The organism is Aeromonas sp. FDAARGOS 1418 (genome assembly GCF_019048585.1).
GTDB classification, from domain to species: Bacteria; Pseudomonadota; Gammaproteobacteria; order Enterobacterales; family Aeromonadaceae; genus Aeromonas; species Aeromonas caviae.
Genome location: NZ_CP077387.1, coordinates 2,484,008 through 2,503,634, shown reverse-complemented (window position 1 = coordinate 2,503,634; position 19,627 = coordinate 2,484,008). Strand labels below are relative to the sequence as shown.

The window sequence follows — 19,627 nt, the reverse complement described above, 5'->3', positions numbered from 1 at the left end:
ATCTGCGCAGCAAAAAGCCCGTCGTGATGACGGGCTTTTTTATGTCAGGAGAAAGGTTGCTCTCGCAACCTACCACCAGCCCAGCAGGTTGCGGCCCACCAGGGCGCCCCACACCAGGGCATTGAGGGCCAGGGCGATGAAGACGGCGGCGGAGCCCAGATCCTTGGCGCGGCCCGAGAGTTCGTGATGCTCGGAGCCGATGCGATCCACCACCGCCTCCACGGCGGAGTTGAGCACCTCGACGATCACCACCAGCCAGCTGATACAGACGAGCAGCAGGATCTCGTTGAGGGAGTCACCTATCCAGAATGCCAGCGGCATCAGCAGCAGGATGAGCAGCAGCTCCTGACGGAAGGCGGCCTCGTTGACCCAGGCCGATTTGAGACCTTTCATGCTGTAACCGGTTGCGTTGATGATGCGGGTGATCCCGGTCGCGCCTGGCTTTGCCACGATAACTACCTCATTTGAAATGGCTTTTGGGTTCACATCCTATCAGAGCCGCCCAAGGTTTCCATCGGGTGACTTTTGCTTTATTTTATTCCCTTGCATTTTGGCATCCCGCCCACCTTATCCACTCGAGAATTGAGTCGTATGTCCATTCACACCGATGAATTGCGCACCCGTCGCCTGGAGGCCCTGATCACCCCCAGCGAGCTGGCGCACGCCTTCCCGTTAACCGACACCATCGCCCAGAACCTGCTGGATGCCCGCCGCCAAGTGGAAGCCATTCTGTCCGGTGAGGATCAGCGCCTGCTGGTCATCGTCGGCCCCTGCTCCATCCACGATCCCGCCGCCGCCCACGAATACGCTCTGCGTCTGAACACCCTGCGTGAAGAGTACAAAGAGAGCCTGTGCATCGTGATGCGCACCTACTTCGAAAAGCCTCGCACCATCGTCGGCTGGAAGGGGCTCATCAATGATCCGCGCCTGGACGGCAGTTTCGACGTCAATGAAGGGCTCAAACTGGCCCGCAAGCTGCTGGTGGACATCAACGAGACCGGCATGCCCACCGCCACCGAGTTCCTCGACATGGTGACCGGCCAGTACATCAGCGATCTCATCACCTGGGGCGCCATCGGCGCGCGCACCACCGAATCCCAGGTTCACCGGGAGATGGCCTCCGCCCTCTCCTGCCCGGTGGGGTTCAAGAACGGCACCGACGGCAACACCCGCATTGCCATCGATGCGGTGCGCGCCGCCCGTCACAGCCACATCTTCTACTCCCCGGACAAGGACGGCAAGATGACCATCTACCGCACCGCCGGCAACCCCTACGGCCACGTGATCCTGCGCGGCGGCCACCGTCCCAACTACGACACCGCCAGCATCGACGAGGCGTGCGAGGCTCTGGCCCAGGTGGGCCTGCCGGAGCGCCTGGTGGTGGACTTCAGCCACGGCAACAGCATGAAGGATCACCGCCGCCAACTGCTGGTGGCCCAGGATATCTGCGATCAGCTGCGCCGCGGCCGCACCGGCATCGCCGGCATCATGGCCGAGAGCTTCCTGGTGGAAGGGCGTCAGGACGTGGAGAACGGCTGTGCCGCCACCTTCGGCCAGAGCATCACCGATGCCTGTCTGTCGTGGAGTGACACCGAAACCCTGCTGGCCATGCTGGCAGAAGCCGCCCAGGTGCGGCTGGAGAAAACCCGCCAGGGTTAACGGCTGCGCCATCATCCTTCGGCCAGAGCATCACGGATGCCTGTCATGGAAAGACACCGAGACCCTGCTCGCCATGCTGGCCGAAGCGGCCAAGGTACATCTGGACAAGCTGGGCTGAACAGCGAATAAAAGCAAAGGGGCCAGTATTCCTGATACTGGCCCCTTATTCTTGCAGGCGGCCGATTACGCTTCGCTAATCGACCCTACAAACGCTATCTCTCGCCCCGTTCTCAAAGAATCGGCATAAACCAGGTGCGGCCGGCCGCCTCGATACGATCGGTGCGGATCTGGAACACCCGCTCCAGCAGCGCCTCGTCGATGATCCCGACGTCCCCTTCCCCCACCACGCGGCCCTGTTGCAGGCAGAGCACGCGATCCGCCCAGTCGATGGCCAGATTGATGTCGTGGATGGCCACCACCACCAGCAATCCCTGCGCGGCCAGCTGCTTGAGCAGCCGCAGCAGCGCCATCTGGTGATGCAGATCCAGCCCCGCCAGGGGTTCGTCCAGCAGCAGCACCCGCCCGGTCGGATTGAGGCTTGGCCACAGTTGCAGCAGGGTGCGGGCGATCAGCACCCGCTGCTGCTCCCCCCCGGACAATCGGCTGAAGTCCCGTGCCAGCAAGGGCGCCAGTTCCAGGGCGTCGCACACATCCGCCACCGCCTGCGCCTGGGCATCGGGGCCCCCCTCCTCCAGCCCCAGGCTCAGCACCTGGAACACCGGGATGTGGAACAGCTGGGGCTGGCGCTGGGGCAGCATGGCGCGCCGCGTTGCAAGCTCGGGCCAGCTCAGGGTCGTGATGGCCTCTCCCCCCAGCAAGACGGCGCCATCGGCGGGCAGCAGGCCCGCCAGTGCCCCGAGCAGAGAGGACTTGCCGCTGCCGTTGGGGCCGAGCAGGGCCACCAGCTGACCGCCGGACCAGGCGAGATCCAGGGGGGCGAGGCGATGGGGGATGGCCAGGGCGCGGGCCTCCAGCCGCCAAGGGGCGGGATCAGCGGGACACATCGGCATCTTGCCTCAGCAGCAGATAGATAAAGAGCGGGGCGCCCACCGAGGCGGTGATGACCCCGATGGGCAGTTCACCGGCGTGCAGCGCCGAGCGGGCCACCAGATCGGCCCCGAGCAGCAGGGCGCCGCCCCCCAGCGCCGAGGCGGGCAGCAGGAAGCGCTGATCGCTGCCACCGCACAGGCGCAGCAGGTGAGGCACCACCAGGCCGACGAAGCCGATGACGCCGCACAGGGAGACCGCCACCCCGGTGAGCAGGCAGACCGCCAGCACCAGGCGTACCCGCATGCTGTCCACGTTCAGCCCCATGAGGCGGGCCTGGGTCTCTCCCAGCAGCAGTTGTTGCAGTGCCCGCCCCTGCCAGCAGAGCCAGCCGAGGGTGAGGGGCAGCACCAGCCACCACCAGGCGAGCTGCTGGCTGCCGTAGGCGAGGCTGCCCATCATCCAGAACATGAATTCCCGCAAGGCGCCGTCGTCGGCGAAATACATCAGCCAGGTCATGGCCGCATTGGTAAGGATGCCGATGGCAACCCCGAACAGCAGCAGCCGCCCATGGCCGAGCCGTGCCCGGCGTGCGAGACGGATGAGCAGCATGGTCACCACCAGGGCACCGCCAAAGGCCGCCAGCGACAGCCCCCAGCCCGGCAGATAGAGCCCGAGCCCCTTGGCCACCGCCATCGCCACCATGGCGGCCAGCCCAGCGCCGCTCGAGACGCCGAGCAGGCCGGGTTCCGCCACCGGGTTGTGCAGCATCACCTGGAGCACGGCACCGCCGCAGGCAAGGGAGGCCCCCGCCAGCAGGGCCAGCAGGGCGCGCGGCAGGCGCAACTCCAGCAGGATGCGCAGCTCCAGATCCCCCAGCGGCTGCCAGGGCAGCAGCACGAACTCCCCGAGGGCGAGGGAGAGCAGGAACAGGGCCAGGGTCAGCAGCGACAGCAGGAGCAGCCAGCGGCGCTGCCAGCGCTGCTGGCGACGGATGAGAGCGAGATACACGGGATCCCCAAGAAGCGAGGCCCGCCGGGGGGCAGGCAGGAAAGCTGCATGATAACAGCGCGTTACCACCCAAGGTCAAGGCTGGTAGGGCTTGGCCAGCGCCGCTATCTCGCCGCTCTCCACCATGGCTTGCAACGCCTGCGCCAGCTTGGGGCCCAGCTCGTGGTGGGGTGAGTGCTTGCTCATCCCGAGGTAGAGCACCACCGGGTTGGGGGGCTGGAAGGGCGCCTTGACGAGGCCGGCGTCGTTGCGCTGGCTCAGGGCGTAATCCACCTGGCAGTCGGTCCCTATCATCAGGGGCAGGTGGCCCCGCTCCACCATGCGCTGCAACTGGTCTTCGGTGGGGACCCCGTGCTTGTCGAGCTGGGTGTCGCCATCGAAGGGGGGGAAGTAGGCGGAGTTGAGCACATAGCCAATCTCGCGGCCCCTCAAATCCTCGTAGCGCCTGAGGCCGGCCACGGCGGCGGGCTTGCCATAGAAGGCAGGCCGGCACTGGTAATAGGACGGCTGCAGGTAGTCGATGAAGGCGGCCCGCTCCTCGGTGTGAGCCAGCCCTATCATCAGATCCGCCTGACCGGTCTGCATCTGTTTGAGTGCCCGTCCCCAGGGCACCCGTTTGAGGGTGAGCACAATGCCGCTGCGTGCCTGCAACTGGCGCAGAATGTCGATATCCAGCCCCTGGAAGTCGTCGTTCTCTGCCAGCATGCGAAACGGCGGCCAGACATCGGTGGCCACCGTCAGGGTCGGCGCACCTTGCGCCCAGCAGGCAAACAACAGACAAAGCGCACCCCAGCTTGTCTTGCCCATCCAGCTTTCGCCTTCTTTTGTTACATCCTTGTGAGCTAAAAATACCCTCAAGCACCACTTATGAAAACCCATGGAGTCGAGATAAAATGCATTGATTTAAAAGGAGAACCTAATGAACCCCATCATGACCAGTATCGGCCTGCTCATCTGCAGCAACGTCTTCATGACGTTTGCCTGGTACGCCCATCTCAAGAGCATGAATCACAAACCCTGGATCATCGCCGCCCTGGTGAGCTGGGGGATAGCCCTGTTCGAATACCTGTTGCAGGTGCCCGCCAACCGCATCGGCCACACCGTGCTCTCCGTCGGCCAGCTCAAGATCCTGCAGGAGGTGATCACCCTCACCGTGTTCGTTCCCTTCTCCATCTTCTATCTGAAAGAAGATCTGAAGTGGGACTACCTCTGGGCGGGTCTGTGCATCCTGGGCGCGGTCTTTTTTGTGTTCCGCGAAAAACTGACCGGCGCCTGAGGCTGTACACTCAAGCCATTCATCATCCCCCAGCCCTTTGAGCGACGAGGCCCCTCATGGAATTGAGAGACATGCTGCAGATCCTGGCCAAACAGGACGGTTCCGATCTCTATCTCTCCACCGGCGCCCCCCCCTGCGCCAAGTTCAACGGCGCCCTGCGCCCCCTCACCCAGGAGCCCCTGGGGCCGGGCGAGGTGGCCCGCATCGCCTACGACATCATGGATCTCGAGCAGAAACAGCAGTTCGAGAAAGAGCTGGAGATGAACCTCGCCATCTCCCTGCCCCAGATAGGCCGTTTTCGGGTCAACATCTTCAAGCAGCGCAATGAAGTCTCCCTGGTGGCGCGCAATATCAAGACCGAGATCCCCCGCTTCGAGGATCTCAAACTCCCTCCGGTGCTCCTCGACACCATCATGGAGAAGCGGGGTCTGGTGCTCTTCGTCGGCGGCACGGGGTCCGGCAAATCCACGTCGCTCGCGGCCCTCATCGATCATCGCAACCGCAACAGCGGCGGCCACATCATCACCATCGAGGATCCGGTGGAGTTCGTCCATCGCCACCAGAAGAGCATCATCAACCAGCGGGAGGTGGGGGTGGATACCCGCAGCTTCCACGCGGCCCTGAAGAACACCCTGCGCCAGGCACCGGACGTCATCCTCATCGGCGAAATCCGCGATCGGGAGACCATGGAGCATGCCCTCGCCTTCTCGGAGACCGGGCATCTGGCCATCTCCACCCTGCACGCCAACAACGCCAACCAGGCGCTGGATCGCATCATCAACTTCTTCCCGGAAGAGCGCAGACCCCAGCTGCTCAACGACCTTGGCAACAACCTCAAGGCCTTTGTCTCCCAGCGGCTGGTGAAGACCACGGACGGCGGGCGCCGGGCGGCGGTGGAGGTGATGCTCGGGACCCACACGGTGCGCGATCTCATCAAGCGCGGCGAGTTTGGCGGCCTCAAGGAGATCATGGAAAAATCCAGGGCCCTTGGCATGGTGACCTTCGACAGCACTCTGTTCGATCTGGTGGTCGAGGGGGTGATCGACGAGGAGGAGGCGGTGAAGAACGCGGACTCCCAGAACAACCTGCGCCTCAAGATCAAACTCTGGCGGGAGAAGGGCCAGATTGGCAACAGTGCGGCGGCGAGCGGCTGGAGCCTGGAGCCCACCAAGGACGAGGGCGACCTCTTCTGAGACGGGCCCGGCGGCCACGAAAAAGGGAACCCTCGGGTTCCCTTTTGCATATGGGCAGGCATCACCCCTTCTGGACCAGCCCTATCTGGCCGGGCTCGCACCACTCGAACGTCACCTCTTCGTGCTTGCCGCAGCAGGAGCCGCCACACAGGCGGCTCTCCCGCTTGGCGACGCGCCCCTTGCGCATCCAGACCCCGAGCATGGCCTCTACCGCATCCTCGGAGGTGTGAAAGTGGCGGGCCAGCGCCCGCCGGCTCACCTTCTTGTGAAGGGCCAGATAGTCCCCCAGTTCACGCAGGATCACAGAATACCCTCCCTCTCGGCGCACTCGCCCCTGACCATGAGCCCCTTCACAGGGTCACCACCTTGCGGGCGACGATGTCGCCGTGACGACGCCCCAGCCACCAGAGCAGCACCAGGGAGAACAGATAGCTCAGGCTCCAGACCAGGCTCTGCGCCGGGTGGGCGGCGAAGGTCGCCAGTTGATAGAAGAGGGTGGCGCACAGGAAGGCGACGTAGTTGCACCAGGCGGCGGTGAACAGGGCCCACTGGCGACCGGTCTCTCGCACCAGAGCCCCCATGGCGGCGGCGCAGGGCATGTAGAGCAGCACGAACAGCAGGTAGGCAAAGGCTCCGGCCACGCCGTCGAAGTGGGTCTGCATGTTGCCGTAGGTGGAGGTGTCCACCTCCTGGGCCTCGGCTGCCGCCTGCTTGTCCTCCAGATCCCCCACCTTGAGCCCCATGGGATCGGCGGGGTCGATGTCCGCCAGGTTGGCGGGAATGGTGGCCAGCGCCGCTTTCAGGCTGCCCAGCAGGGAGTATTCACTCTCCTCCTCATCACCGGCGCCGCCGGCGTAGAGGCTGTTGAGGGTAGCGACCACCGCCTCCTTGGCAAAGATGCCGGTGAGGATGCCCACCGTGGCCTGCCAGTTGTCGTCCCGCACGCCTATGGGATGCAGCACCGGGGTCACGGACTGGCTCAGCTTGCTCAGCACCGAGTTCTCCTGATCCTGGTTGCCGAAGCTGCCGTCGGTGCCCAGCGAATTGAGCACGCTCAGCACCGCCACCATCAGGACGATGGTCTTACCCGCGCCGAAGATGAAGCCCTTGAGTTTCTGCCAGGTGCGCAGCCCCACGTCCACCGGACGGGGCCACTCGTAATCGGGCATCTCCATCACCATGGAGTCGCTCTTGCCCGGCAGCAGGGTGCTGCGCAGGAAGAGGCCGGTGAGCACCGCCACCAGGATGCCGAACAGATAGAGACCGAACACCAGGTTCTGCCCCGACTCGGGGAAGAAGGCCACCGCGAACAGGGCGTAGACCGGCAGACGGGCACCGCAGGACATGAAGGGTGCCATGGCCGAGGTCATCAGCCGCTCGCGCTCCGACCCCAGGGTGCGAGTCGCCATCACCGCGGGCACGGTGCAGCCAAAGCCCATCAGCATGGGGACGAAGGCTTTGCCGGGCAGGCCGAGGCGACGCATCAGGGCATCCACCACGAAGGCGGCGCGGGCCAGATAGCCGGAGCTCTCCAGCACCGCGAGGAAGAGAAAGAGGCAGCCCACCACGGGGATGAAGGTCGCCACCGTCTGCAAACCGGCACCCACGCCGTCCGCGAGCACGGCCCCCAGCCAGTCGGGGGCACTCATCAGCCCCAGCAGGTGGTGCACCCCGTCCACGAAGAGGGCCCCCCCGAGGATGTCGAAGAAATCGATGAAGGCGCTACCCACCTTGATGGCGAACATGAACATCAGGTACATCACCAGCAGGAAGAAGGGGATGCCCACCCAGCGGTTGAGCAGCACCCTGTCCAGCCGTTCGCTCTGGGCGACGGTGAGCTTGTCCTGATGACGGCACGCCTGCTGGCACCAGTGGTGGATATGGCCGTAGCGCAAATCAGCGAGTTGCAGGTCGATGTCCTGAGCGTGGTGGGCGCGGCTCACCACGTTGTCGGCCGCCGCCTGCTGCCCCGCCGCCAGGGTTTCCTGCATGGCGATGTCTTCCTCCAGCAGGCGCAGGGCGCGACCACGGCGATGCAGATGATGGGGGGCGAGCAGGGTCTCCAGCTCGGCGATGTCCCCCTCGAGGGGCTGACCGTAGTCGAGCACCAGGGCGGGCTGGGACTGGCCGATAAACTGGTGGATCCCCTCTTTGAAGGCCGCCACCTGCTGGCGATTGTGGGCCGAGAGCGACACCACGGGGCACCCCAGCGCCTTGGCGAGCAAGGCCTCGTCGATGGTGATGCGCCGCTTTTGCAGCAGATCCATCTTGTTGAGCACCACCACCATGGGCAGCCCCAGCTCCCGCAGTTGCAGGGTGAGGTAGAGGGAGCGCTCCAGGTTGGCGGCATCGATGACGTTGAGCAGCAGATCCGGCTGCTGGCGCTGGACGAAGCGGCTGGCGATCTGCTCGTCCAGGCTCGCCTCCTGGTTGGCCAGGGCATAGATGCCGGGCAGGTCCACCAGGGTGTATTCCTGCCCGCGGGCAGCAAAGGCCCCCATCTTCTTGTCGACGGTGACCCCGCTCCAGTTCCCCACCTGCTGGCGGGAGCCGGTCAGGGCGTTGAACAGGGAGGTCTTGCCGCTATTGGGATTGCCCACTGTGACCAGGTTGTAGCTCATACCGGCTCCACCTCGATTTGCTGGGCCAGACTCCGCTGCATGGAGAGGCAGATGCCCTGGCACTGGATCTGGAGCGGGTCCCCCAGGGGGGCGGCCCGTAGATAGAGGATCTCGGTCTGGGGCAGCAGCCCCATCACCATCAGCTTGCGCCGCAAGGCGCGGCCAAGGTGGTTCATGTGCGTGATGCGAGCGCTCTGTCCCGGCGACAGCTCTGTGAGTACCATGACGGGCTCCTGAAGTTAAACAAGAATAATTCGCTTTTAATGGGGGGGATTATAAGCTGTGCCCTCAACATTTATTTGCGTAAAATCAAACTCCGCTTAGCTAACCGACAAAGTATTGCCATGAGTCACGACAACAACAGCCGCCTGGTCTATAGCACGGACGGCGGCATGATCAAGGAATCCGCCCCCGCCCAGCACGCCTCCCCCTTCCCCGCCGACGGGGTCGTGCGCATCCGCCGCGAGACCAAGGGACGCAAGGGGGCCGGGGTCATCAGCATCCACGGCGTTCCCGTCGACCAGCAGAAGGCCCTCGCCACCCTGCTCAAGAAGAAGTGCGGTACCGGCGGCGGTCTCAAGGAGGGGATCATCGAGATCCAGGGGGACAAACGGGACCTTATCAAGGCCGAACTGGAGAAGGCCGGCTTTCAGGTCAAGCTGGTGGGGGGATAATTCCCCATCCCGCGCCTTGCCTCACCGGGGGGTTTTCCCTAGAATGCCCGCTCCCATCGAGGGGGAGTAGTCTCGCCACGGACCCGTTTCGTGCGCGATCCTGATCAACATACTTGGTGCCAACTCACCATGGTCAGGGTGATCCGGGCAATGCCGGATTTGACAAGACCTTTGACGGGCCAGTGCCAAAACCGGGGACGGATGGCGCAGGCTTGTCTTTGGTTTATAACAATTCCGTCCCCCGGTCATTTTTATGGAAGCCTTGTTAACCTCCACCATCAGCGTTGCCATCGCCGAGATCGGCGACAAGACACAGCTGCTGGCCCTGTTGCTCATCTGTCGTTTTCGCAAACCCTGGCCCATCATCGCCGGCATGCTGGCTGCCACCCTGCTCAACCACGCGGGTGCCGCCTGGATAGGGGAATTCATCAGTCGCTGGATGGATCCCAAGGTGATGACCTGGCTGGTCGCTGGCGCCTTCATCGCCATGGCCGCCTGGATCCTGGTGCCGGACAAGATGGACGATGAAGAGAGTTCCCTGGACAAGTACGGCCCCTTCATGGCCACCTTCGTGCTCTTCTTCATCGCCGAGATCGGTGACAAGACCCAGATAGCCACCGTGCTGCTGGCAGCCAAATACGACTCCCTGATCCAGGTGATCACCGGTACCACCCTCGGCATGATGCTGGCCAACGTGCCCGTGGTGCTGCTCGGCAAGCTCGGGGCCGACAAGCTCCCCCTCAAGGGGATCCGCATTGCCTGCGCCATCCTCTTTGCGGGGCTTGGCATCTCCACCCTGATCTTCGCCTGACCTCCATAGAAGCCGGCGGGGGATCAGCGTGAGCACTGATCGCCACCGCCGCCCCGGATGTCCTTCAGGCCCCCTCCTCACGGCGGGGGCCTTTTTAGTGCAAAGACATGGCCCCGTGCCGCGACCTGTGTCGCAGCGCCGACGGCGCCCCTGCCCCGAGACGCGGCGCCGTGCCATAATGCCTTATCTTTCAGGCATCACGGCTTCAGGAGCCCCCATGCACCTCACCTCAAGACAGACCCTGCTCGACTGGGTCAGGCGCGGCCGCCTGCCACGGGCCTCGCTGCCTGCCGCCCTGGCCCTGTGCGATCTGCCCCCCGGCCCTGCCCGCTGGCAGTGGCTGTTCGACAGGCTGCTGCTCTGGCTCGGCTGCCTCTGCCTTGGCGCCGGCCTCGTCTTCTTCGTCGCCTTCAACTGGCAGGCCCTGGGGCGCCTCTCACGTCTCGCCCTGCTGGAGCTGCCGTTGCTCGCCATGCTCCTGGTGCTCTGGCGAAAACCCATGAGTGACACCCCGCGCCAGGCCCTGCTGCTGGCCCTGGCCCTCAACCTCGGCGCCCTGCTCGCCCTGGTGGGCCAGACCTACCAGACCGGCGCCGACCCCTGGCAGCTCTTCGCCACCTGGGCCCTGATGCTGCTGCCGCTGGCGGCCCTTGGCAGAAGCCCGCTGCTCTGGACCCTGGCCTGGCTGCTCGGTCAGCTCGCCCTGGTGCTCTACTGGCGGCTCGGCCTTCTCGATCTCTTCTTCTCCTTCAACGAGGAGGCCCTCGGCTGGTGCCTGACCCTGCTCAACGCCGCCCTCTGGGGTCTGCTCATCCTGGTGCCCGCCCGCTACGCCCTGATGCCCTCCTGGCTCGCGGGGCTGGCCGCGGGGCTCGGCATCACCCTGCTTACCCTGCTGGCCCTGTTCGATGCCGCCTCTCCCTGGGTCTGGCCTGCCTGGCTCGCCTGGCTCGGCGCCGCCTACCTGCGCTGGCACCACAGGTTCATCGCCGGGCTCGCCATGGGGTGCCTGAGCCTCATCGCCGTGATCCTCGCGGCCCTTGGCAAGTGGATGGAACCGGACATGAACGGCTTCTTGCTGCTGGCTCTCATCGCCATCGGCCTGTCGGTGATGGCCAGCCGCTGGCTGCAACAACAACGGAGGCTGCATGTCTGATCTCACCCCCTGGGAGCGCCTGCGTGCTGCCCAACTTGTGGAAGGGGATGCCCCCCGGGATGAACAGCCCCACTGGTCGGGCCGTTTTCTGCTCGGCATGGTGGGCTGGATAGCCGCCCTCTTCCTGCTCTTCTTCCTCTTCATGGCCTTCGAGCAGCTGACCCGCGACCCCAACAACGCCCTCACCATGGGGATGGTGCTGATGGCCGCCGCCCTCGGTCTCAACCGCATGGCGACCCGCAGCGATCTCTGGGATCAGTTCGTGCTGGCGCTGGCGCTGGCGGCAGATGCCTGGCTGCTCTACGGCCTGCTGGACAGGCTGGATCTGAACGTCGCGTGGCTCTGGTTCGGTCTGACCGCCTTCTCCCTCGGGGTGGCCGCCCTGTTCGAGCACTGGCTGATCAGGCTGTTCCACAGCTTCGCCGCCGCCATCCTGCTCACCCTCGCCCTCGCCTGCCTCGGCATGCACCTGCTGGCCCTGCCGCTGGTGATGGGCGCCGTCGCCCTGTGCTGGCTGCAGGCGGAGCGCGATCCCGCCCGCCATCTGCTCTATGAATCCCTCACCCTGGGGCTGGCACTCTCCCTGCTGGTGCTGGGACGGCTGCACCACCCCCTGTGGGAGGGAGGCACCAGCGTGCTCAATGAGCTCGGCAGCTCCCGCCTGCCTCTCTGGCTCAATCCCCTGCTCTGCGCCGCCCTGCTGCTCGCTGTCATGGTTCGCCTCAGGCTGCCGCTGCGCTACGGGCTGCCGCTGGTGGTGATCAGCGCCATCATTCCCGGCATGGGGGCTGGCGCCCTGGTGCTGGTGCTCGGCTTCTACGCCGGCAGCCTGGCCCTGATGACCCTGGCAGGCCTCCTGCTGCTCGGCTTTGGCTCCCTCTATTACTACGATCTGGGGCTGACCCTGATGACCAAGTCCTGGCTGCTGCTCGCCTCGGGGGCCCTGCTGCTCGGTACCCGTCAGTGGCTCAAGCACCTTCACAACGGGAGCCCCTCATGAGACGCCTCGCCTTTTTGCTGACCGGTCTAGCCCTGCTCGCCGGCATCAACGCCGCCGTCTGGCGCTTCGAGCACGCCATGAGCCAGGGGGAGGTGGTGCTGATCGAGCTGGCACCGGTCGACCCCCGCTCCCTGATGCAGGGGGACTACATGCGCCTGAACTACGCCCTCGCCCGCCAGCTGGCGGGCCGCCAGGCCGCCGTCGGCCCCCACACCCTGGTCGTTCGCCTGGATGAACATCAGGTGGTGCACTGGGTGGAAGGGGGCAAGCCCGAGGCCCCGGGCCCGGGGGAGCGTCTGCTCAAGGTACGCCAGCGCGACGGCCAGTGGTTTATCGGGCCTGACGCCTTCTTCTTCGAAGAGGGCACGGGAGATCAATATGAGTCGGCCCGCTACGGCGAGTTTCGTCTGCAAGAGGATGGCAGCACCCTGCTGGTGGGGCTGAGGGATGAGGCGTTCACCCCCCTGGGTCACACCCGTCCGGCCTGGTGAAAAGGGGGCGCCGACACGGTTGTGAGTGGCAAGATGATGACGGCCCCCGGCGGATAACGTCTTCGCCGGGTGGCGAAACGCCGTGACTTGGCAACACTTGAAACTGGGCACTCGGCAGCAGGACGGTCAGGATGAACATAGACATTGCAGTCCCCCTTCGCAGACTGGTCGCCTGCGCCGCCCTCGCGGCCATGGTCTGGGGCACTCCCGTGACCCAGGCCAGCCCGGCGCTCGCCAGCCTGCACTACCTCACCGAAGAGTACAAACCCTACAACTTCACCGGGGAGGATGGCGCCCCGACCGGCTTTGCCATCGACCTGCTGCACCTGGTGTGGCAAAAGACCGGCACCCCTGTCCAGCCCGTCAGCATCCTCCCCTGGGCCAGGGGTTACTACCTGCTGACCCAGAAACCCAATGTGGTGCTCTTCTCCACCGCCCGCACCGAGGCGCGCAATCCCCTGTTCAAGTGGGCCTGCCCCATCGGCTATGCCGAGATAGTGCTGATGGGGCTCGCCAGTCGCCCCCTGACCTTGACCCGCCTGGAAGATGCCCAGCGCTACACCATAGGCGCCGTGCGATCCGATGTGGGGGAGCAACTGCTGCTCAACGCAGGCTTCGACGAGCAGAAGATCATGACCGCCAACCGCCTCTCCCAGGCCCTGCGCATGCTCACCTCGGGCCGGGTCGAGCTGATCTCCAGCAACAAATCCACCCTGCTGGATCTCATCAAGACCCAGCAGCTGGATCCTGCCCAGTTCGAGGTGCGCTGGATGTTGAGCTCCGAGCAGTACTGCTTCGCCTTCAGCCACCCGGTTGACGATGCCCTGGTCAGGGAGTTCCAGATCGGCCTGACCCAGGTGCTGGCCAGCAGCGACTTCCAGCAGCTCCAGCACAAATACTTCCCCTCCCCCTGACCTCTTCCCCCGCCGGTGCCGCCAAGGCCCCGGCCCGCCTTTGAGCCAGCGCACGAAACCCGTTTAATGTTCACCACTTGCAACGACAAGGGGTGACGCAGACCGTCCCGGGTCCGTAATATAGGGCGCAGGAGCCTGTTGGCCCCTTTTTCACGGCAAGGGGCAGGGCGCACGGTGGCAGCGACAGTCAGGGGCGGCAGCGTGCCCGCTGGCCGCCTTCATCGGGCAGCGCCGCGCTCACGCCCTTCCCCGCCATCTCTCCGATCTCTTGGGAATACACATGCACAACACAGCGAAATGGTTGATGAGTCTCTCGGTCTGCGCCCTTCTGATGGCCTGCGGCGGTGACAAGACCACCGGCAAGGCCTGTCTCGGGTCAAACAACGACACCCTGGTGGAGGGGATGCAGGACAAGTGCAAGGCGGGGGACATTGTCGCCACCAAGCACCCGGCCTATTTCTGCGATTTCAACTACGCGGTCACCTTCAACAGCTACAACTCCGCGATTTGCGTCTACTCAGGTGGTCTGAAACCGGAGAGAACCACGGAAAAATCATGACTGGCGACCCATTTGCCCCGTCTGACACGAAGAGGGCGGCAGGATATGTGGTCAATGCCCGGGCGGCGATGCCGCCCAGGCTATCCGGGGGCGGCTTCGCCCCTATTTCACCCGCATCAGACGGTGATGCTGCCCGGCGCACTCGAGCTGGAGCACCTGGGATCGGGCCATGGCCTCCACCCTGGCCAGCATCTCGGCGCTGTAGCCCTTGCGGCGCATCCATTGCAAGGGCTCCTCGAAGCCCCCTTCGTTGACCACGAAGGTATCTGTGTAGGACTCCTTGACGATGCTGACCACCCAGATGCGCTGCTGAAACTCGCAGAGTCCGGCCACCAGGGTGGCCGCCCGCCCGGCCAGGGCGCGCACACGGCGGACAAGAAGATGAACCATGGTATGGGCTCCGAACTGATAAAAGGGAAAACAGACTGGCACCCGGGTGGACGCGCCACCCTGTGCCCTCTCAACCCGCCCCGCTGCTATCGCGGGGCAGACACCTGACTGGAAGGGGGCGGGTTACCGCCCTCCCCTGCGGCCCGGCGCTGGCGCTTGACCGCATACATGCTCGCATCGGCCCGGTTCAGCGCCTCCTCGACGCTGACCTCGGCCGGCATCACGGCCACCGCCCCCACGCTGGCACCGGGATAGTGGATCACCTTGTCCCCCACCGGCAGTGACAGCACGCTGTGCTCGAACAGGCGCTGGCGAAACGCCGCCACCGCCCCGTCCAGCGTGTCGGCGTACGGGAAAGGCCCCATGCCCACGGCCACGAACTCGTCCCCCCCAAAGCGGGCCAGCAGATCGCCGCCGCGCAGGGTCTCGCTCAGTTGCCGCGCCATGGCGGTGAGCAGCCTGTCCCCCGCCTCGTGGCCATGCTCATCGTTGATGGCCTTGAAGCCATCGAGATCCACAAAGGCGATGAGCACCGGATGCCCCGCCCGCTCCGACAGGGAGAACAAGCGGGTGAGTTCGAGCATCAGGGCACGGCGATTGGGAAGCCCGGTGAGGGGGTCGGAGAGGGCCAGGCGCGAGAGCTCGTCATTGGCCTGCTGCAATTGCCGCAGCAGTTGCTCCCGCTCCACCTGTTCGGCAATCAGGTGCGCGAAGAAGGCGATGAGCTGCTGCGCCCCCGCCACCGCGGGCTTTTGTTCGGTACTGGCGCCGCACAGGGTGCCATAGAGGGAGCCGGTAGAGGTGCGCACCGGGCTGCTCAGATAGGAGCGAATGCCGAGCTCGCTGGCCGCCTGGGAGTCCCCCCACAGAGCGGCGACGTCGTCGGTGTAGCCAATCTCATCGTCGATGGCACGGCGACACAGGGTATCGCTCCACTCCACCGTCATCCCCTCGGGGATCTGCAGCCCGGCCGCATTGCGGGCAAACAGAACATGCTGGCTGCTTTGCCCGAGGTCAATCTCGGTGAGATAGGTCGACTCCAGCCCGGTCACCGACTCCAGCATCTCCAGCAAAGGGCGGGTCAGGCTCTCCAGATCCCGCGCCTTGATCACCTGCTCCGAGAGCGCCAGCAATAACTTGTCCATGCCTACCTCCACAACTGCGTGCATGTAATGGGCGACCACCTTAGCCAACTCGGGGCGGGCCCGACAAGCGGGAGACCACGATTGACCGGGGGAAAGATCGATTTGTTCACATTTTGGCATAACCGGCCCCCAAGCGGCGTCGCCATGCGGAACACAGGGACACAACCCTGCCCTCGCCCCTGGGTGCCGGCTCGATTCCCGCCGCGTATTCGCCCACGGTCACCATCCCCTCTCCCCTTGGGGAAGAGGGTCAGGGTGAGGGGTGGGTAACGTCATTGCCTGGTGCAATGTCGTCCCACCTGTGAATGGCATGGCTTCGCCGCGCAGTAACCGTCCTCTCTCCCTTATGCGGGAAAGGGGTAAGGTGCCAATAAGCCTGTTGGGTGCAATAAGCGTGTAGGGTCGATTAGCGCAGCGTAATCGTCCGCGGTAACCATTCCCTCTCCCCTTGGGGGAGAGGGCTAGGGTGAGGGGTCGGTAACGGCATTGCCTGGCGAATGCCGCCCCACGCCTCCATGGCATGGCTTCGCCGCGCAGGACGCGAGGGCGCGGCCCTCGACGGGGTTTCGCCCGCCAGCCTCGGAGACTTCGGCTTGATCCCCTCTCCCCTTGGGGGAGAGGGCTAGGGTGAGGGGTCGGTAACGTCATTGCCTGGCAAATGCCGCCCCACGCCTCAATGGCACGGCTTCGCCGCGCAGGACGCGAGGACTCCGTCCTCGACGGGGTTTCGCCACCGCTGCGCGGCTGGGCGAGTGACTTTGGAAAGACCCAAAGTCACCAAAGGTCTTCTCCCCCGCTTGTTCGCCCTCCTGCGTCGGGTTCCCTCGGTTCACCCGTTTGTCCCACGGCACGCGCCGATGGGCCATCCCTGGCCCAGCGGCGCTCGCTCGGCGTCCTGCCTCGCGGCCTGGACAAACGGGCTCACCTCAGCGAACAACAGGGGGCAACACCCAACCCGCGGCACCGAGGCCGGTTAACAGGCGTAGGGTGCACCAAGCGCAGCGCATTGCACCTCGGTAACCGTATCCAGCCTGTTCGGAGCACAGATCGGGCGGGTTGTTATCTCACAGCCCCCCCTCGCCCACCCCGTGACGAGAGCAGATTGTCTCACCTATGCAACAGACCTCATCAAGATGGTTGCATAGGTGAAAAAATCATGGTGTACAGAGCTGCAAGCGGCGCAGATATCTATCGGTGAGCGGTTTTATATTGAAGGCCCGATAGTGAATGCTTTTAAGTGATGATGATATTTTTTCGCGAACGTCCGATTACGCTTCGCTAATCGAACCTACGTCCCCTATTTATACAGGAAACTCAATATGTTTATTGAAGGTGGCCAAGAAGAAAAAAGATTACTTATTGAGGCTCTTTCTAGATACAATTATTTCCCCAATCAACGATTAGGGTTAAGTGAACTACCTCCATCATTTGACTCTAGACAGTTTACTCCAGAAGTCCTGACTTCTCTCGTTAAATTACCAGCAGCAAAAGCAAGAAAAACTTTAGGGTATAGTCTTACAGAGTATCGCTCAACAAGATTCAATAACATTCCTAGATTACTTGGAATCATTCATCCAAAAGCTTACTCACATCTTGCAAACTGTATTCACGAGAATTGGGATGAAATAAGAAAAATAACCAAAAATCATTGCAGCCAAATAAAGCCAACTTTTCATCACAATGAAAAGCGCCTACTCGTCATGAATTACGACGACCCATCAGAAAAAATTAGACGAGCCCTATGTGCTGAGTTTACAAAGCGTTTTAGAGTACATGCAGATATTAGCAATTGTTTTCACAGTATATACACACATGCAATTCCATGGGCCATTATTGGTGTTGAAGAATCTAAAAGACGACTTAAAGACAACGAGAAAAAATCTTGGCCTGAAGATTTAGATTTTCATCAAAGAAGAACCAAAAGAAATGAAACTCAAGGTATACCAATTGGCCCTGCTACATCAAGTATCTTGGTAGAGGTTATTTTACAATCTGTAGATGAAGCGCTAAATCGAAAAGGATATCACTTCATAAGGTATATCGATGACTACACATGCTATTGTGATACAAATGAACATGCTAATGACTTCATATTGGATCTAGAAAATTACTTATCTATCTACAAACTTACCCTAAACTTAAAGAAAACATGGATTGAAACATTACCAGCCCCAACAGAAGATGAATGGATATTAACATTAATTTCATTCCTCCCTAGCAGATTGGCCAATGAACACGACGGTGAAAATAAATTAACAACATCAGAAACGTTGACATTCATAAATCAAGCGATTCGTTTAAATAAAACGACGCCTGATGGTAGCGTGTTGAAATATGCCATAAGCATCATTCTTAATCACATTGATGATTATGCTGCAATCAACTTACTAGATTCTGTTATAAATTTATCTTGGCACTACCCCGTTTTAGTCCCCTTAATTGATAGAATCCTTGACCTAACAAACTATCCTGCTGAACAGATACTAGAACAACTGAATAGGATAATCGATGTTAATGCACTTTCAAGACGGTCAGATGGTATGTGCTGGCCATTACACATAATGTTGAAACATAATTTAATATGCGATGAAGCAACTGCAGATAAAATTATAAAAAGCCAAGACTGTGCCGCATTATCTCTATTGTTAGAGCAAAATGAACACAACGATAAAATTATTGATTTTACAAACAAAATAATATCATCAGATCTATATACTAAAGATAACTATTGGCTACTGCTATATCAATTGTATTTCAAGGGAATAATTAATGCACCGTACCAAGAAATAGAGGAAAATGCTGTCTTTAAGACTTTAAAACAACATAACGTAAACTTCATACCTAGAAACTCTAAAACTAAACATGAAGAGAAATGTGATGAAATTCTCAGAGCGATACAAGTTGAACAACTCAAAGATATTTTTTCAAACACACCTGTTGAGTTTTAACCCCCCATCAATCATAGATTTCACATTTATCTATTCGACACCTACAGTGTGATAGGCACTAAAGATCAGAACGGAAACCAACAAAATATTTTCCGTTGGCTAATTCTGTTTGGTCTCCAAAAACCACTTGCCAAACAGCGCTGCAGCAGTGAAACACCATCAAGAATGGTATTTTCACTCAAACAAAAAAACTGCAGCCTTGAGCTGCGGTTTATATTTCTATTCCCCAAACATGCTTTGATCAAACCTAAACCAATTCCCCCACCCCTTGCACTGCTCTCCCCTTTCAGTGGAAAAGGCAGTTAATCTGAACGCTAAAGCCACGGGCGGGCACGGTATTGGTTCCCCCTGCAAACCGCCGAGTCGAGTTCAACGGGTCAGGAGCGCCATCAGGGATGATGGCGCAGCCGCAGTCGGCACAGGGATGTGCCGTCTGCGGCGCTCCGTCCGACCCGTTGGACGAGACGAGGGAACCCGCGAAGCGGGCGGATTGCCGGGGGGAGAAGACCTTTGGTGACTTTGGGTCTTTCCAAAGTCACTCGCCTTGGCCCGAAGGGCGGGCGAAATCCTGTCGAGGGCAAGGCCCTCGTGTCCTGCATGGCGAAGCCATGCCATTAAGGCGTGGGACGACATTCAGCCGAGGAATGACGTTAGCTACCCTCACCCTTGCCCTCTGCCCCAAGGGGCGAGGGGATCAAACCGCAGGATGCCGAGGCTTCGGCAGGCTACAAAAAAAACCGCAACCCAAAGGCTGCGGTTTTTTTATTGGCTCAACCGGTTGGCGCCAGCAGC

Annotated in this window: 20 protein-coding genes; 11 read left to right on the top strand and 9 right to left on the bottom strand. The window is 61.7% G+C overall.

The annotated features are described in order from the left end of the window. Positions 1 to 69: 69 nt before the first annotated feature. Positions 70 to 450, bottom strand: coding sequence for a diacylglycerol kinase (locus I6L48_RS11860; RefSeq protein ID WP_052816484.1), 381 nt, complete (start codon positions 448 to 450; stop codon positions 70 to 72). Between the two features lie 141 nt (positions 451 to 591). On the opposite strand from I6L48_RS11860, the gene I6L48_RS11855 reads away from it, so the two are divergent. Further along, positions 592 to 1,659, top strand: a complete 1,068-nt coding sequence (locus tag I6L48_RS11855; RefSeq protein ID WP_041213104.1) for a 3-deoxy-7-phosphoheptulonate synthase — start codon at positions 592 to 594, stop codon at positions 1,657 to 1,659. A gap of 230 nt (positions 1,660 to 1,889) precedes the next feature. Here I6L48_RS11855 and I6L48_RS11850 read toward each other — a convergent pair whose 3' ends face one another. The 3 genes from I6L48_RS11850 to I6L48_RS11840 all read right to left on the bottom strand — a co-directional run bounded on the left by I6L48_RS11850 (position 1,890) and on the right by I6L48_RS11840 (position 4,464). Further along, positions 1,890 to 2,663 carry an ATP-binding cassette domain-containing protein gene (locus tag I6L48_RS11850; protein ID WP_113070067.1) on the bottom strand — a complete coding sequence of 258 codons (774 nt, stop codon included), beginning with the start codon at positions 2,661 to 2,663 and terminating at the stop codon, positions 1,890 to 1,892. Then, positions 2,650 to 3,657 carry a vitamin B12 ABC transporter permease BtuC gene (btuC, locus tag I6L48_RS11845; RefSeq protein ID WP_039041213.1) on the bottom strand — a complete coding sequence of 336 codons (1,008 nt, stop codon included), beginning with the start codon at positions 3,655 to 3,657 and terminating at the stop codon, positions 2,650 to 2,652. Before btuC ends, I6L48_RS11850 begins: the two co-directional genes overlap by 14 nt. Before the next feature lie 75 nt (positions 3,658 to 3,732). Beyond that, on the bottom strand, positions 3,733 to 4,464 hold the full coding sequence (locus I6L48_RS11840) for an ABC transporter substrate-binding protein (protein ID WP_039041212.1): 732 nt from the start codon (positions 4,462 to 4,464) through the stop codon (positions 3,733 to 3,735). A gap of 112 nt (positions 4,465 to 4,576) precedes the next feature. Here I6L48_RS11840 and I6L48_RS11835 point away from each other — a divergent pair, with 112 nt between their 5' ends. Next, positions 4,577 to 4,933: a DMT family protein gene (locus I6L48_RS11835; protein ID WP_010675200.1), complete on the top strand. Its 357-nt coding sequence runs from the start codon at positions 4,577 to 4,579 to the stop codon at positions 4,931 to 4,933. Between the two features lie 56 nt (positions 4,934 to 4,989). Beyond that, positions 4,990 to 6,126 (top strand): type IVa pilus ATPase TapW, encoded by a 1,137-nt coding sequence (tapW, locus tag I6L48_RS11830; RefSeq protein ID WP_029314740.1) that lies wholly within the window; start codon positions 4,990 to 4,992, stop codon positions 6,124 to 6,126. A gap of 61 nt (positions 6,127 to 6,187) precedes the next feature. Here tapW and I6L48_RS11825 read toward each other — a convergent pair whose 3' ends face one another. From I6L48_RS11825 to I6L48_RS11815, 3 genes are read right to left on the bottom strand one after another with little or no spacing between them, the layout of a single operon-like run. Further along, positions 6,188 to 6,430 carry a FeoC-like transcriptional regulator gene (locus I6L48_RS11825; RefSeq protein WP_039041210.1) on the bottom strand — a complete coding sequence of 81 codons (243 nt, stop codon included), beginning with the start codon at positions 6,428 to 6,430 and terminating at the stop codon, positions 6,188 to 6,190. A 46-nt stretch (positions 6,431 to 6,476) separates the two neighbouring features. After that, positions 6,477 to 8,747, bottom strand: a complete 2,271-nt coding sequence (gene feoB, locus I6L48_RS11820) for a Fe(2+) transporter permease subunit FeoB (RefSeq protein WP_113070065.1) — start codon at positions 8,745 to 8,747, stop codon at positions 6,477 to 6,479. Further along, entirely contained in the window at positions 8,744 to 8,971 is a 228-nt protein-coding gene (locus I6L48_RS11815) for a FeoA family protein (RefSeq protein WP_010675204.1), read from the bottom strand. Before I6L48_RS11815 ends, feoB begins: the two co-directional genes overlap by 4 nt. 120 nt (positions 8,972 to 9,091) lie before the next feature. Between I6L48_RS11815 and I6L48_RS11810 the strand changes: the two genes are divergently transcribed. The 7 genes from I6L48_RS11810 (at position 9,092) to I6L48_RS11780 (ending at position 14,352) form a co-directional block, all read left to right on the top strand. Next, entirely contained in the window at positions 9,092 to 9,421 is a 330-nt protein-coding gene (locus I6L48_RS11810) for a translation initiation factor (protein WP_010675205.1), read from the top strand. 253 nt (positions 9,422 to 9,674) lie between these two features. Next, the gene (locus I6L48_RS11805; RefSeq protein WP_010675206.1) at positions 9,675 to 10,232 is read left to right on the top strand and encodes a TMEM165/GDT1 family protein; all 558 of its coding nucleotides are present in this window, start codon (positions 9,675 to 9,677) and stop codon (positions 10,230 to 10,232) included. A 217-nt stretch (positions 10,233 to 10,449) separates the two neighbouring features. Next, the gene (locus I6L48_RS11800; protein ID WP_151028705.1) at positions 10,450 to 11,388 is read left to right on the top strand and encodes a DUF2157 domain-containing protein; all 939 of its coding nucleotides are present in this window, start codon (positions 10,450 to 10,452) and stop codon (positions 11,386 to 11,388) included. Next, positions 11,381 to 12,388 (top strand): DUF4401 domain-containing protein, encoded by a 1,008-nt coding sequence (locus I6L48_RS11795; RefSeq protein WP_203764824.1) that lies wholly within the window; start codon positions 11,381 to 11,383, stop codon positions 12,386 to 12,388. The genes I6L48_RS11800 and I6L48_RS11795 overlap by 8 nt, the downstream gene beginning before the upstream one ends. Then, positions 12,385 to 12,879, top strand: a complete 495-nt coding sequence (locus I6L48_RS11790) for a GDYXXLXY domain-containing protein (RefSeq protein ID WP_042864057.1) — start codon at positions 12,385 to 12,387, stop codon at positions 12,877 to 12,879. Before I6L48_RS11795 ends, I6L48_RS11790 begins: the two co-directional genes overlap by 4 nt. A gap of 191 nt (positions 12,880 to 13,070) precedes the next feature. After that, entirely contained in the window at positions 13,071 to 13,793 is a 723-nt protein-coding gene (locus I6L48_RS11785; RefSeq protein WP_039041220.1) for an ABC transporter substrate-binding protein, read from the top strand. A gap of 280 nt (positions 13,794 to 14,073) precedes the next feature. Further along, complete coding sequence (locus I6L48_RS11780; protein ID WP_029314742.1) at positions 14,074 to 14,352, top strand: hypothetical protein; 279 nt, start codon at positions 14,074 to 14,076, stop codon at positions 14,350 to 14,352. A gap of 102 nt (positions 14,353 to 14,454) precedes the next feature. On the opposite strand, the gene I6L48_RS11775 is transcribed toward I6L48_RS11780, so the two are convergent. Both I6L48_RS11775 and I6L48_RS11770 read right to left on the bottom strand, forming a co-directional pair. Beyond that, positions 14,455 to 14,742: a hypothetical protein gene (locus I6L48_RS11775; RefSeq protein WP_042864058.1), complete on the bottom strand. Its 288-nt coding sequence runs from the start codon at positions 14,740 to 14,742 to the stop codon at positions 14,455 to 14,457. Between the two features lie 86 nt (positions 14,743 to 14,828). Next, entirely contained in the window at positions 14,829 to 15,887 is a 1,059-nt protein-coding gene (locus I6L48_RS11770) for a sensor domain-containing diguanylate cyclase (protein WP_216987263.1), read from the bottom strand. 1,319 nt (positions 15,888 to 17,206) lie between these two features. On the opposite strand from I6L48_RS11770, the gene drt4 reads away from it, so the two are divergent. After that, positions 17,207 to 18,835 carry an antiviral reverse transcriptase Drt4 gene (drt4, locus tag I6L48_RS11765; RefSeq protein WP_216987262.1) on the top strand — a complete coding sequence of 543 codons (1,629 nt, stop codon included), beginning with the start codon at positions 17,207 to 17,209 and terminating at the stop codon, positions 18,833 to 18,835. Positions 18,836 to 19,627 lie beyond the last annotated feature (792 nt).